Origin of the sequence: Thermosulfuriphilus ammonigenes, from assembly GCF_011207455.1 — a bacterium.
GTDB classification, from domain to species: domain Bacteria; phylum Desulfobacterota; class Thermodesulfobacteria; order Thermodesulfobacteriales; family ST65; genus Thermosulfuriphilus; species Thermosulfuriphilus ammonigenes.
Genome location: NZ_CP048877.1, coordinates 2,220,431 through 2,233,271, shown reverse-complemented (window position 1 = coordinate 2,233,271; position 12,841 = coordinate 2,220,431). Strand labels below are relative to the sequence as shown.

The following is a 12,841-nucleotide window of genomic DNA, read 5'->3' as shown; positions in this document are numbered from 1 at the left end:
CTTGACAATTGTATCTCCTTTTCCTATCATTTTCTCAAGAAAAATAAGGCAATATAATTAATCATAATTTTCCTAAAGATTTCCTAAAAGGAGGTAGCCTGTGAGAAGGAAGAGTTTAATAATTTTTCTAATGATGTTTGTAACTGTTAGCCTTATAACAGTTAATCCAACAAAGGCTATCAAAGAGGAGGAAAAACCTTGTTTACTGGGTAGTTGCTGGAAGGAGTTAGGAGTTACACAATTAGGCCGAATGGGTTGTCCGACTCCAGCTCTATTTATTCAAAACACTCTTAAGGAGCTTAACAGTTACATAGAATTAGCTAATGAATTAGGACTTACCAGTGAACAGTTAGAAAAGTTAGAAAAGCTTAGACACGACTTTCAGATAGAAATGGTGAGAAATCGGGCTGAGCTTCAGGTTGTTACTTTAGAGTTAATCGAACAAATGATGAAGGAAAGGCCGGGTAAGAAACCCCTTCAGGAAAAAGTCAGCAGGATAGAAGAGCTCTGCTGGGCAACCTTAAAAGATGCAGCCAAGGCCGTTTTTACTGCCCGCAGTCTGCTGACACCGGAGCAGAGGGCTAAAGCCATAGAAATAGCCGCCAAAGAGGAATAGCTAAAAGGAGGGGAATAATATGAGAAGATTATTGATGGTAATAGTTCTTACCCTTGCCTTGGTGGTTGCTGGAAGCCACTTCGCCCCGGCCACCGCTGCTAAGAAACACCCTCAAAAATTGTGTCTGGTTGGCAAGTGTTGGGAAAACATAGATGTAGAGGCCTTAGGGGAGACGGGATGTCCGGCCCCGGGGCTCATTCTTTATAACGTCATTAAAGAGCTAAATAGCTACCTGGCCGCCAAAGATTTTCTAAAGCTTTCCAAAAAGCAATATGAGGCCCTTAAAAACATTCGTTTTGAGTTTCAAACTCTGTTAATGGAAAAAAGGGCCCGACTTCAGCTCCTCTCTTTGGATCTTATTAGTTCCATGGCCCAGCCAGATGTAACTCCGGATAAGATTAATAAAACGGTAAACGAACTCCAAGATACCTGCCGCGGGCTATTGATTCGCTCCCTGGAATATGTACGACAGGCTCGTGAGGTCTTAACGGAAGAGCAGCTCTCCAAGGCCCGGAGGTTAACTCCCAGGCTATAGTAATGCGAGAGCAAAGTCCCAAGCTTTCAGGCAAGAACAAAAATATCCTCTTTGTGGCCTCGAGGATCCGGTTGGTTCAGCCCCTCGGGGCCATCTTTATTTTTCTCTTCTTTTGGCTCCAGGGAGGAGTAGCGGCTCAGGTTCAGGCCCCTCAAAACAGGGGGACTCTCTGGCAAGAATGCTGGCGTAAACCAAGCGATGGCTATATAGGCTGTGGTGCCTCAGACTTTGTAATTAAATCCAGCCTTTGTGAGCTCCAAGGATACCTTGATTTGGCCCCAGAACTGAAAATAAAAGGCAAACAAAAGGAGCACTTTCAGACAATAATGCAACGCTTCAACCTCACCCTCATGCGCTATCAAAGCATGAACGACATGGTCAATGCTCAGCTTATGGAACTCATGAGCCAGCCTGAAATGGATCTAAAAGCTGTTGAGGAGATCCTGGATCAGTTAAAAAGAAACTGTGATCGAATTACCCGAGGTGGTCTTAGGGCTATAATAAAGATCCGCAAGACCTTCACCCCCCAACAGATTGAAACCATCACGGGCTACCGCCCCAAGCGACGTCCCTATCGCCTTCCTGTTGTCTCCTGTGGCAAATAGACTTTCTTCTCCATTTTTCAATTGATTCGTTAGGTGGAGAATCATTATCTTTTTAAAAAAGACAGGAGGTGGGCAGATGCAAATAGACAGGGAAACTCTTTGCCAGAAAATCCAAGAAATTTATCCCCAGATTGGACAGTGCAATATAGATGTCAAGGTTGACTTTGACCAGGAGACCAATACCTGGCTGGTAACCCTCGAGCGTGGCGGAGAGGTCCTTAAGACCAGACTGGAGGTTCCCGAGGCAGAGGCCTGTTTGGAGGGCAAACAATGTGTTTCCCTGGCCCTTCAGGTCTCCCAGCTGGTCCAGCGGGTGGAAGAGCTCACTAGGGGAAAATAATAATTTAAAGGGGGTCTAAAGGGTAATTAAGTCTTTAAATCTCTGGGCATCTTCATACATACGCAAATTGTTAAAAAGAACAAAAATTCTCTCGGCAGCAGAGTCTTGGAGCATCCCCCTGAGCCAAAGGAGTTCCTGGTCACTATAAGATTTGTCGTAGTTAATTCGGCCACGCTCATAGCCACCATGGAGCCGGAGGTAGAGTGTCGATAGCCGGGGAAAAAATCTCTCCGTAAGGTCAGCATTTATAAAAGGGTCAAAGACTGGAAGCACGGAAAGGGTTCGGTTCAGTTCTTCAAGAAGATCAGGGTCAGACCAACGGATCTCCAGACCAAGAAGGGGGGTTGTTTCGAACTTGTCTTTCAGGGATTCAAAGAAGGCTTTGATTCCCCCAGCTCTCTCTTTACAACTTTTAGGGAGTTGAAAAAGCCAAAAATCCGCTTTCAAACGAGCAATTAACTTCATACTTCGGGAGACAAACTCCTCTGTCTCCGGGGTGAGTTTTAAACAGCCCACTCTTTCAGAAAGGGCTTGAAGTTCTTCCCGGGTAAGGCTCGAACGTCGCCAGGTGGGAGATGATATCGGATGGGTCAGCCCCTGGTAGGCTTTAAGGGAGAGAAAAAAGCCCTGAGCCTGGGAGAAAATCTTCTGCCAGTTTTTAAGGCTTCTTTCTGTAGGGAAACGATAAAAGGTGCTATTTACCTCCAGGGCATCAAAAAGACGTACATACCTGGCCAGCGAGATATTGAAGCCACAGGTGCCGACATAAATTCTTTTTTCCATAGCTTACTCTTAATCTGTAAGACCTATCTGATCTGACCAAGAAGCCACAAACAAGATCAAGAACAAACCGCCAAATCTTGTAAATTACCAATATTTTAACATTTTTTATTTCTGCTTATTTTTTACCGAAAATTTATATTAAAAAGTTTAAGTTTTCAGTTTTTTATGAAACTTCAGCCTAAAATCAAGAAATTATCCCTGGAAATCAAGGTCCTCTTTCCTATATGTTTCTTCTTCTCCCTGGGTTTTGCCATAGCCCTTTACCATACCTTTAAAGAGGTAGAGGCCCAGAAGAGAAATTTTATTTCTCTCCAGATCCAGGAACTCCGAGAAGACTTGGCCTTTTTTGCCGAAAAGGCCCGAGAAAACCAACAGCTGGCCAGACTTCTGGCCCAGTTTCCAGACATAAGAAAGGCCCTTAAGAGGCGTGATCGTCTGGGGCTTCTTTCAGCCACCAGAGAGGCCTCAGCCAGTATAAACCAGAGTGGAGTCATCCCCCGTTATATCCACTTTCATATCCCTCCAGGAATCTCCTTTTTGAGAGTCTGGCGTCCGGAAATATTTGGTGACGATCTATCTGATTTCCGTCATTCAGTGGTCACTGTCCTGTCTACCGGTACCGCCGTCTGGGGTATAGAGGCCGGTCGTATGGGAATAGCCGCCCGGGGAGTGGTGCCGATATATGATCAAGAAGGATTGTTTCTTGGAAGTGTGGAGGTCTTCTCTAACCTGGCTGACCTTACCTTTTGGCTTCGCAAGAGGAAAAACATCGTAAATGCCCTTTATCTTCATCGGGAGATAAACGCCACGGCTGCTCCGCGAAACTATCATCGGTTAGGAGAGTTCTGGGCTGTATCTCCCCTGCCGGAGCCCTTCTCTTCCTTGGTATCAAATGCCTTTTTAAGGCAGGCCTTAAAAAGGCGAAGCCAGATCGAAGTTTCTCATTACACCCTGATAGGTGCGCCCATAAAAGACTTCTCAGGACGTAATATTGCCGTGTACATCCGTCTGGCCGATCTGTCTTTTGTCTCGACCAGACAAAGGGCTATCATCTTTAATCAAATACCTCCCAGCGTTGGTTTCTTTATTGTTTCCATTGGCGCCACTATCTTTCTAATCCAAAAGGGAATATTTCATCCCTTAAATCACTTAAGGGAAGAGGTCCGAGAAATTTCCCGTTTTGTAGGGAAAAAGCTTCGGGAACCAGAAGATGAGGTGGCTGTAGCTGCCCGCGGAGAAAACGAGATCTCTTTACTGGCTGGAGCTATAAACGAGTTAGTCTTTGAACTAGGGGAATTGGCCGCCTTCAGACAGGCCATAGAAACCGACGAAGACGCTCAAGGAATCTATCAACGCCTAGCCGAGGTCTTCAAGCAAAAGTTTAACCTTCACAATTTTATCATCTATGAAGTCTCAGATAGTGGCCAACGCCTCAAGGCAGTAGTAGTTGAGCCACCAGAGGCCAAGGAAGAAATTGAAAACATGGAAGTTCTCAATAACCCCGCTTTGTGCCGGGTTTTCAGGAGTGCTAGTCGGGCCTCATCCTTCCATTTTTCTGAAACCTGTAACTACTTCCCAGAGAACTTCATAAACTATCTTTGTCTTCCTATGTTTGTCGGGGGTAAAGTCATTGGCATTGTCCATTTTCTATTTCCGGCCTCCTATCATCTAGAACAGACTCGAGGGATTATTTTAGATAAGGTGGTAGCCTATCTTCAGGAGGCAGCTCCTATCATAGAAGCCAAACGTTTTGCCCGAAGGCTCCAGGAGATATCTCTTCGAGACACCCTTACTGGCCTTTACAATCGCCGGGTATTGGAGGAGTTTGTTCCCCAAATGGTAGCTGGAGCCATTCGGCGGCAAACCTCTATAGGAGTCCTCATGGCTGATGTCGACCACTTCAAGGTCATAAACGACACTTACGGCCACGGCTTCGGTGATCGAGTTCTGGTTCAAATATCTTCCATCATTAAAAAGGAACTCCGGGCAGAGGATCTGGCCATTCGATACGGAGGAGAAGAGATCTTAATTCTTCTAACGGATACGCCAGCACCGCTAGCCTGCCAGGTGGCCGAACGTATCCGAAAGCATGTAGAGATGGCCTCCTTCAGTTGGGAGGAGAAAAGTGCTCGAGTAAGCATCTCCATTGGGGTGGCGGAGTTTCCTGGAGACAGTCAAAATTTAAAAGAGGTTATCAACCTGGCCGATCGAGCCCTCTATGAGGCCAAAAATAAAGGCCGCAACCAGGTAGTTTATCTTTCTTCCAAAAGGTACAAGGCACCTAAAGAAAAAGTCAAAGGTCATTGAGTCTTCAGGGAATAAAATTAATCCTTGACAGGTAGGTTGGGCACATATATAAGACAAAAAAAATCTTAAATATCTTATTTATGCGACTTACCCGCGCCGGAGAATATGCCATACGTTGTATTCTTTACCTCGCCGGGCAAAGTCCGGGGAGGGTGGTCAGCCGAAAGGAGGTGGCCCGGGCCATGGAAATACCGGATCCTTTCCTGGCCAAGATCGCCCAGCAACTCTCCCTGGCAGGGATCATTGAAATCCTCCAAGGGGCCCGGGGGGGTTATCGTCTTCTTAAGGATCCTGCGGCTCTCTCTCTCCTTGAGGTGGTTGAGGCCGTCTCTGGAGAGATTTTTCTTAATGAGTGTGTGATCCGACCAGAAAGCTGCTCTCGTAGTCAGGTCTGCCCGGTTCATAATGTCTGGGAAAAGGCTCGCAGGAGGCTCAGGGAAACATTGCAGGAGGCCACCTTTGACAAACTTCTGGCCGAATCCCGAGGTCAAAAGATTTAATATATTTTTTCTCAAAAAGAAGATAAATAAGGTCTTAGATGTCTAATATTCACAATACCCTTTACCGCCACCAAGATGAGCCTAATTTTTTAAAGACAAACTGGTGGGTGGTCGTCTCTAAAAGCCCCTTCAGAAGGGGAGCTGTCTTTTTATAAAAAATTTTTACTCTAGGAGGGCCTTATGGATGTCGTAATGCTTTCCCGTTTCCAATTTGCCGTGGCCAGCATGTTTCACTTCTTATTTGTCCCTTTAACCCTGGGGCTTTCCATCCTCACGGCCATCTTTGAGACCATTTATGTCAAAACCGGTGATGAAGAATACAAGAGAATGGCCAAATTCTGGGGGAAGCTTTTTCTTATTAACTTCGCCTTAGGAGTCGTTACGGGAATTACTCTAGAGTTCCAGTTTGGGACTAACTGGTCCCGCTACTCAGAATACGTGGGTGATATTTTTGGCTCCCTTCTGGCCATTGAGGCTACTTTGGCCTTTTTTCTGGAATCCACCTTCATCGCTGTCTGGCATTTTGGCTGGCGCAAACTCTCTCCTCGACTTCACTGCCTGACCATCTGGCTGGTGGCCTTGGCCTCTAATATCTCCGCCCTGTGGATTCTTCTGGCCAATGGCTGGATGCAGCACCCCGTAGGATACGTCATTCGTAACGGACGGGCCGAGCTAGATAATTTTATGGCTGTGGTTACCAACCCTTTCGGTTGGCAGGAATTTTTTCATACCGTAAGTGGGGCTTACATTCTCTCTGGATTCTTTGTCATGGGGGTAAGCGCCTATCATCTCTTGCGAAGACAACACATCTCTTTTTTCACCAAATCCTTCCGGGTAGCCTTGACCTTTGCCCTCATCTTTTCCCTGCTTGAGGTCTTCCAGGGCCATATCCACGGATCCGAAGTAGCTAAAATCCAGCCCACCAAGCTGGCGGCTATGGAGTCTCTCTGGGAGACCAAAAAAGGGGCTCCGCTTTTTCTCTTCCTGATCCCGGATGAGAAGAATGAAAGCAATGCCCTTGAGCTACTGCCTATCCCAGGAGCTCTGTCCCTGTTGGCCTATCATGACCCTGGAGCCGAGGTCAAAGGGCTTAAAGAATTTCCTCCCGAAGAGCGCCCCCCTGTCACCCTGACTTTTTTGGCCTTTAGAACCATGGTCGGTTTAGGTTTTCTCTTTGCTCTTCTTACGATTATAGGCTGGTTTAAGAGAAATCGGCTCCTTGAGAGCCGGGGCTACCTCAAGGTTATGCTTTACGCCATACCTTTACCATACATTGCCCTTGAGGCTGGTTGGGTGGTGGCTGAAGTCGGCCGACAACCCTGGATAGTCTATGGCTTAATGAAGACCAGTGAAGCCGTAAGTCCGATAACTGCCTCCCAAGTCTGGCCGTCCTTGGTGGCCTTTATTCTTCTTTACGGCTTTTTGGGAGCGGTGGACTTCTACCTTCTGGCCAAGTTTGCCAAGAAGGGACCAGAGTCTCCAGAAGAATCCAGCCAGGTAGCTCCGGTTACCGCCTAAAGGAAAGGAGGGAAAGACATGTTTGAAACCATATGGTTTATCCTCTGGGGAGTGCTTTGGGCCGTCTATTTTATGCTTGACGGTTTTGATCTAGGTCTAGGCAGCCTAATGCCCGTGGTAGCCAAGAACGATACCGAACGCCGGATAGTCTATAACACCATGGGTCCCTTCTGGGATGGTAACGAGGTCTGGCTGATAACCGCAGGTGGAGCCACCTTCGCCGCCTTCCCCAAGGCCTACGCCGTAATGTTCAGTGGTCTTTATACCGCCCTTCTCCTCCTGCTCTTTGCCCTTATTGTTCGGGGAGTAGCCTTTGAATTCAGGGGTAAGGTGGATAGCCCTGGCTGGCGTTCCCTCTGGGATTTCTGTCTAGTAATAGGAAGTTTTATTCCGGCCCTCCTTTTAGGTGTAGCCTTTGCAAACATCTTCAAAGGCCTGCCCATCGACAAAGAAGGGATCTTTCATGGCGGACTCTTAACCCTCCTTAACCCCTACGGATTGCTGGGAGGAGTGCTGTTTGTGATGCTTTTTCTCGTTCACGGAAGTCTCTGGCTGGCTGCAAAGAGCAACGGAGAGCTCTCCAGGCGCGGGGCCTCTTTGGCTGCCAGACTTTGGCCTCTTGAGCTAATAATAGCCGCCGTCTTTTTGGTGGCCACCTGGTTCGCCACCGACCTTTATGACAACTATCTTCGTTATCCCATACTTTTTGTCATTCCTGCCCTGGCCGTAGTGGGGCTTGTCCTTATCCGGGTGTTTCTGAGCAAAGAGGCCTACTGGAAGGCCTGGTTTGCCTCCTGCCTGACTATCGTCTCAGCTACTTTTTTCGGTCTAGGTGGCCTCTACCCTCGCCTTCTTCCTTCAAGTCTTACCCCTGAGGCCTCTTTGACCATTTACAACGCCTCCTCCAGCCCCCTGACCCTAAAGATCATGACTGGAGTGGCCCTGGTCTTTGTGCCTATTGTCATCGCTTACCAGGCCTGGACATATAATCTTTTTAAGGAAAAAGTCCGGGAAGAAGACTTAAGCTACGAAGAGGCCTATTGATAACTACGACGGCGGGGCCATAAGGCCCCGCTCCCCTTAGAGGCTCCCCTAGCAATTACTCCAGCCTTAGGCTATCCTCTGGACCATTGGCCCTCTCGGAGGGCGATCATCTCCATATCAACAGGAGGGATAAAATGCTTGCTCGCATAGAGGTGGCCCTTAAGGATCATCTTCGAGATGCCTTTGGGGAGAAGGTGCTTCGTCGGATCCGTGAAGACCTCTACTTGCCGGCCCAAGAATGTCGGACCATTAAGATCTATCAGATCGAGGCCGATATTGACCAAACGGCCCTCGAGGCCTTGGCCAAAGAGGCCCTGCACGATCCGGTCACCCAGACAGTGGCCATTGATCGTCCCCTGGCCAAAGATTTTGACTGGCTCATTCAGGTAGGCTTCCGCCCGGGTGTAACCGACAACGAAGGGCGTGTGGCCCGAGAGGCCTTAGAGATCCTCCTTAAACGAGAGCTCGCTCCCCAGGAGACCATCTACACGGCCACCCAATATCTTCTTAAAGGAGACCTTTCCCGAGAAGACTGCCAACGTATCGCCCGTGAACTCCTGGCCAATGAGCTTATCCAGCGTTGGTGGATTGTCTCCCGAGAAGAGTTCGACTTCCAGAAAGGCCTCTTAACCCCTCCCCCTAAGGTTCAGGAAGAGACCACCATTAAAGTAGAATACTTTGATCTTAACCTTCTTAGTGATGAAGAACTTCTCAGGCTCTCCCGCGAAAGGTTGCTGGCCCTCAACCTCCAAGAGATGCAGACCATAAGAGACTTCTTCCGGAGACCGGAAGTGGTTGCCGAAAGAAAACGCTATGGTTTGGATCACCGTCTCACTGATGTAGAACTTGAATCCCTGGCCCAGACCTGGTCCGAACACTGTAAACACAAGATCTTTAATGCCCGAATCACTTACACTGATAAAACCACAGGCCAGACCACGGTCATAGATAGTCTTTTTAAGACCTATATTGTCCGGGCCACAGAGGAGATCCGAAAGGCCAAGGGAGAAAAAGACTTTTGTCTCTCCGTCTTCGTAGATAACGCCGGAGTTATCAGGTTGAATGACCGCCTGAGTCTGGCCTTCAAGGTCGAGACCCATAACAGCCCTTCAGCCCTTGACCCCTATGGTGGAGCCCTTACGGGCATTGTTGGGGTAAACCGTGACCCCTTCTGCACGGGTAAGGGGGCCAGCCTGATATTTAATACCGACGTTTTCTGCTTCGCCCCTCCTGACTGGGATCGTCCCCTTCCCCCCAGACTTCTTCACCCCAAACGGATATTTGAAGGGGTGAGAGAAGGGGTGGAACACGGAGGAAACAAAAGCGGAATTCCCACCGTTAACGGTTCGATTGTCTTCGATGACCGATATCTCGGCAAACCCCTGGTCTTCTGTGGTACCGGAGGGATAATGCCGGCGGAGGTCTGTGAGGAGCCTTCCCATATCAAAGGGGCCCGGCCCGGGGATCTGGTGGTTATGTGTGGAGGACGAATCGGCAAGGATGGAATACACGGAGCCACCTTTTCCTCGGAGGAGTTGCACGAAGGCAGTCCGGCTACCGCTGTCCAAATAGGTGATCCCATCACCCAGAAAAAGATGACCGATTTTCTTCTGTTAGCCAGAGATGAATGCCTCTACACCTCTATTACGGACAATGGCGCCGGTGGGCTTTCTTCCTCTGTGGGAGAGATGGCCCGGGAGTCTGGTGGAGCTGAGATCGATCTGGCCCGGGCCCCTCTTAAGTATGCCGGCCTTCAGCCCTGGGAAATCCTCCTCTCCGAGGCTCAAGAACGAATTACCGTGGCCGTACCGCCCGACAAGATCCAACGTTTTCTTGAATTGGCTGAGAAGATGCAGGTCGAGGTTACTGTTCTCGGCCAATTCACCGACTCGGGCAGATTCCACGTCAAGTATGATGGCCAGACCGTTGCCCTCCTGGACCTTGAGTTTCTCCACAAAGGTGTTCCCAAACTAGAGCTCACCGCCGTCTGGGACCCGCCGCCGGCAAAAGATGTCTCTCCACCAGAGCCTAATTCCCTTGCCGAGCTTCTTCACTGTATTCTCGGACGACTTAACGTCTGTTCTAAGGAATACGTCGTTCGCCAGTACGATCATGAAGTCCAGGGAGGCAGTGTGATTAAGCCCCTGGTAGGAATCACCGCCGACGGACCAAGCGATGCGGCTGTCCTCAGACCAGAGCTAGACTCCTTTGAGGGAGTGGCTGTCGCTCACGGGATCTGTCCCAAGTTCTCTGATTTTGACACCTACTGGATGGCGGCTAACGCGATCGATGAGGCCATCCGAAATGCTGTCTGCGTAGGGGGAGATTTGGAACACATGGCCGGCTTAGACAACTTCTGCTGGTGCGACCCTATCCAAAGCGAAAAAACTCCCGATGGACATCATAAGCTGGCCCAACTTGTCAGGGCCAACCAGGCCCTCTATGACCTGACAACCACCTTCGGTGTCCCTTGCATCTCTGGAAAAGACAGCATGAAAAACGACTATCTGGCTGCCGGGTTGGGGCTTTCAACCGAAGATAACCCCTATCAGGTAGGCCAGGTATTGCCCGATGGAAGCCTCAAGATCTCCATCCCCCCCACCCTGCTCTTCTCGGTAGTGGCAAGGGTGCCTGATATCCGCAAGGCTCAGACCATGGAGGCCAAAAGACCGGGGGATCTGGTCTATATCTTGGGAACCACCCGGGAGGAACTTGGGGGCTCGGAGTACTTCCTTCATCTGGGCCTTAAAGGAGGCCTGGTGCCTCACGTTTGGGCCCAAGAGGCCCGCCAACGCTATTTGGCCCTAGGAGAGGCAATAAGGAAGCAGCTGGTGGCCTCGGCCCATGACTGCTCAGATGGTGGTCTGGCGGTTGCCTTGGCCGAATGTGCCTTCTCTGGAGGGCTGGGTATGGAGATCTCTCTGGACGACCTCCCTTATGAGGGAAAACCGCGCCCCGACTACTTGCTCTTTTCCGAGTCGGCCAGTCGAATAGTAGTCACCGTTTCCCCGAGCAAAGTTGCCGATTTTGAAGCCCTCTTTGCCGGCCAGACAGTCTCTTGCATTGGACGGATAATAGAAGAACCGTTCCTTAAAATCACCTGGCGGGGAGAAGATCTCCTGGGCGAGGACATCTTCTCCCTTAAAGAAAGCTGGAAGGCCCCTTTAGCCTGGTAACCTTAACGGGCGATAAGAAGAAGATGCTCCGGCCACAGGTGCCAAAGAAGCTCTGCTGAACCCGGAGAAAGGTCAGAGGTGGCCAGGGCGCAAAGTCCGGCCATCTTGAAGTGGATCTTAAGCCCAGGGACTCCCGCCACCAGATAGGAAACTATCTCGGCCACCGAAGGAAGGTGGCCTACCACCAGGATCCGGTTGGCAGATCGGTATCCTTTGAGCACAGCCACCGACTCTGAAGGTGGGCTTAAAGGTTTAAACTCTTGATGAATGGCAATTTTATTCAGGTCATAACCTAGGGTATCAGCCACAATTTCAGCCGTCTCTCTGGCCCGGGCCTTGGGGCTAGCCAGGATGAGATCTGGCAAAATACCCAAATTTTTCATGGCTCGAGCTGTAGTCCTTACCTCTATCTGGCCGTCAGGGCTCAATCTCCTTTCGGGATCTTCGGCCTCAGGGAGAGGTCGTCCATGTTGCATGAGATAAAGCTCCATAAGCGATCCCCCCTCTTCTTTTTTCGAGAAAAAAATTGGCCTTTTGTTCCTCTCTGTCAAACCGAAGGGGTCTCGAACTTTTTATTTACAAAATTTTTATAAAGCTGGCTTGAGTGTAGGCTCCATTTACAAAAATATCTCTAGAAAAAATTTCACTTGAACTTATCTTTCCACTGAAAGGAGGGATGGATCATGACGGAATACACCATTTATCCCTTGGTAGTTGGAGCTAACGAGACAGATCAGGGTATAATGACTTACTTACGAGGTTACGGAAGACGTATCTGGATCCCCATCTATGTCTTTGTTCTCAAAGGAGCAGACAAGAACATTCTCATTGACACCGGACTTGAGCAGTTCGTCGTCCCGGAGGAGGTAGCTACCTCTTATGGATGGGAGATTCTGGAGTTTGATCAGGCCCTGGCCCGAGTTGGCCTCCGCCCAGAAGACATAGACATCATCATTCACACCCACCTTCACAATGACCACTGCGAAAATGACAACCGCTGTCCTCGGGCCACTGTTTATGTCCAGAGAAGGGAGTACGAATTCTGGCAGAATCCTCATCCCATCGACCACCGTTATTATCCAGATGTCCTGGAGGGAGTAAGGGAGGTCGTGGTGATAGACGGAGAGGAAGAAATCTACTCCGGAATAAGGGTTGTTCCTACTCCGGGACACACCGCCGGTGGTCAAACGGTTCTGGTAAATACCTCCTCGGGAACAGCAGTTATTACTGGCTTCTGCTGTAACGAGGCCAACTTTCCTCAAGTGGGGCCAGCTGTAGCCCCTGGGGTCCACCTTGATGCCATTTTAGCCTGGGAAAGTGCCCAGAAGGTTCGGGAGATGGGAGATATTTTAATACCCCTTCATGCTGTCTGGCCCGGGCAGAAGAAAAAGATTCCTTAAAGAGAAACCCCATTTGC

The 12,841-nt window shown here is 49.3% G+C and carries 12 protein-coding genes; 10 read left to right on the top strand and 2 right to left on the bottom strand.

The features are described 5' to 3' along the window. Nucleotides 1–100: 100 nt before the first annotated feature. The 4 genes from G4V39_RS10935 to G4V39_RS10920 all read left to right on the top strand — a co-directional run bounded on the left by G4V39_RS10935 (nt 101) and on the right by G4V39_RS10920 (nt 2,096). On the top strand, nt 101–616 hold the full coding sequence (locus G4V39_RS10935) for a Spy/CpxP family protein refolding chaperone (protein WP_166032974.1): 516 nt from the start codon (nt 101–103) through the stop codon (nt 614–616). Nucleotides 617–635: 19 nt separating this feature from the next. Beyond that, the gene (locus tag G4V39_RS10930; RefSeq protein WP_166032973.1) at nt 636–1,151 is read left to right on the top strand and encodes a hypothetical protein; all 516 of its coding nucleotides are present in this window, start codon (nt 636–638) and stop codon (nt 1,149–1,151) included. A gap of 2 nt (nt 1,152–1,153) precedes the next feature. Next, complete coding sequence (locus G4V39_RS10925) at nt 1,154–1,756, top strand: hypothetical protein (protein ID WP_181494239.1); 603 nt, start codon at nt 1,154–1,156, stop codon at nt 1,754–1,756. 76 nt (nt 1,757–1,832) lie between these two features. Next, nucleotides 1,833–2,096 (top strand): hypothetical protein, encoded by a 264-nt coding sequence (locus G4V39_RS10920; RefSeq protein WP_166032971.1) that lies wholly within the window; start codon nt 1,833–1,835, stop codon nt 2,094–2,096. Nucleotides 2,097–2,111: 15 nt separating this feature from the next. On the opposite strand, the gene G4V39_RS10915 is transcribed toward G4V39_RS10920, so the two are convergent. Beyond that, complete coding sequence (locus tag G4V39_RS10915; protein ID WP_166032970.1) at nt 2,112–2,879, bottom strand: DUF72 domain-containing protein; 768 nt, start codon at nt 2,877–2,879, stop codon at nt 2,112–2,114. A 165-nt stretch (nt 2,880–3,044) separates the two neighbouring features. On the opposite strand from G4V39_RS10915, the gene G4V39_RS10910 reads away from it, so the two are divergent. From G4V39_RS10910 to G4V39_RS10890, 5 genes are all read left to right on the top strand, one after another. Continuing rightward, entirely contained in the window at nt 3,045–5,186 is a 2,142-nt protein-coding gene (locus tag G4V39_RS10910) for a sensor domain-containing diguanylate cyclase (RefSeq protein ID WP_166032969.1), read from the top strand. An 80-nt stretch (nt 5,187–5,266) separates the two neighbouring features. After that, the gene (locus tag G4V39_RS10905) at nt 5,267–5,686 is read left to right on the top strand and encodes an RrF2 family transcriptional regulator (RefSeq protein WP_166032968.1); all 420 of its coding nucleotides are present in this window, start codon (nt 5,267–5,269) and stop codon (nt 5,684–5,686) included. 180 nt (nt 5,687–5,866) lie between these two features. After that, nucleotides 5,867–7,204 carry a cytochrome ubiquinol oxidase subunit I gene (locus G4V39_RS10900; protein WP_166032967.1) on the top strand — a complete coding sequence of 446 codons (1,338 nt, stop codon included), beginning with the start codon at nt 5,867–5,869 and terminating at the stop codon, nt 7,202–7,204. Nucleotides 7,205–7,222: 18 nt separating this feature from the next. Next, entirely contained in the window at nt 7,223–8,248 is a 1,026-nt protein-coding gene (gene cydB / locus G4V39_RS10895) for a cytochrome d ubiquinol oxidase subunit II (RefSeq protein WP_166032966.1), read from the top strand. Nucleotides 8,249–8,382: 134 nt separating this feature from the next. Further along, the gene (locus tag G4V39_RS10890) at nt 8,383–11,424 is read left to right on the top strand and encodes an AIR synthase-related protein (RefSeq protein WP_166032965.1); all 3,042 of its coding nucleotides are present in this window, start codon (nt 8,383–8,385) and stop codon (nt 11,422–11,424) included. Nucleotides 11,425–11,426: 2 nt separating this feature from the next. On the opposite strand, the gene sixA is transcribed toward G4V39_RS10890, so the two are convergent. Beyond that, nucleotides 11,427–11,915: a phosphohistidine phosphatase SixA gene (gene sixA / locus G4V39_RS10885; protein ID WP_166032964.1), complete on the bottom strand. Its 489-nt coding sequence runs from the start codon at nt 11,913–11,915 to the stop codon at nt 11,427–11,429. A gap of 192 nt (nt 11,916–12,107) precedes the next feature. Between sixA and G4V39_RS10880 the strand changes: the two genes are divergently transcribed. Further along, nucleotides 12,108–12,824, top strand: coding sequence for an N-acyl homoserine lactonase family protein (locus G4V39_RS10880; protein ID WP_166032963.1), 717 nt, complete (start codon nt 12,108–12,110; stop codon nt 12,822–12,824). Nucleotides 12,825–12,841: the final 17 nt, after the last annotated feature.

Bases quoted from the DNA above. Each gene is read 5' to 3' on its own strand.
- G4V39_RS10910 (WP_166032969.1), top strand. From the start codon at position 3,045: ATGAAACTTCAGCCTAAAATCAAGAAATTATCCCTGGAAATCAAGGTC.
- G4V39_RS10905 (WP_166032968.1), top strand. From the start codon at position 5,267: ATGCGACTTACCCGCGCCGGAGAATATGCCATACGTTGTATTCTTTAC.
- G4V39_RS10900 (WP_166032967.1), top strand. From the start codon at position 5,867: ATGGATGTCGTAATGCTTTCCCGTTTCCAATTTGCCGTGGCCAGCATG.
- G4V39_RS10930 (WP_166032973.1), top strand. From the start codon at position 636: ATGAGAAGATTATTGATGGTAATAGTTCTTACCCTTGCCTTGGTGGTT.
- G4V39_RS10920 (WP_166032971.1), top strand. From the start codon at position 1,833: ATGCAAATAGACAGGGAAACTCTTTGCCAGAAAATCCAAGAAATTTAT.
- cydB (WP_166032966.1), top strand. From the start codon at position 7,223: ATGTTTGAAACCATATGGTTTATCCTCTGGGGAGTGCTTTGGGCCGTC.
- G4V39_RS10915 (WP_166032970.1), bottom strand. From the start codon at position 2,879: ATGGAAAAAAGAATTTATGTCGGCACCTGTGGCTTCAATATCTCGCTG.
- G4V39_RS10890 (WP_166032965.1), top strand. From the start codon at position 8,383: ATGCTTGCTCGCATAGAGGTGGCCCTTAAGGATCATCTTCGAGATGCC.
- sixA (WP_166032964.1), bottom strand. From the start codon at position 11,915: ATGGAGCTTTATCTCATGCAACATGGACGACCTCTCCCTGAGGCCGAA.
- G4V39_RS10880 (WP_166032963.1), top strand. From the start codon at position 12,108: ATGACGGAATACACCATTTATCCCTTGGTAGTTGGAGCTAACGAGACA.
- G4V39_RS10925 (WP_181494239.1), top strand. From the start codon at position 1,154: ATGCGAGAGCAAAGTCCCAAGCTTTCAGGCAAGAACAAAAATATCCTC.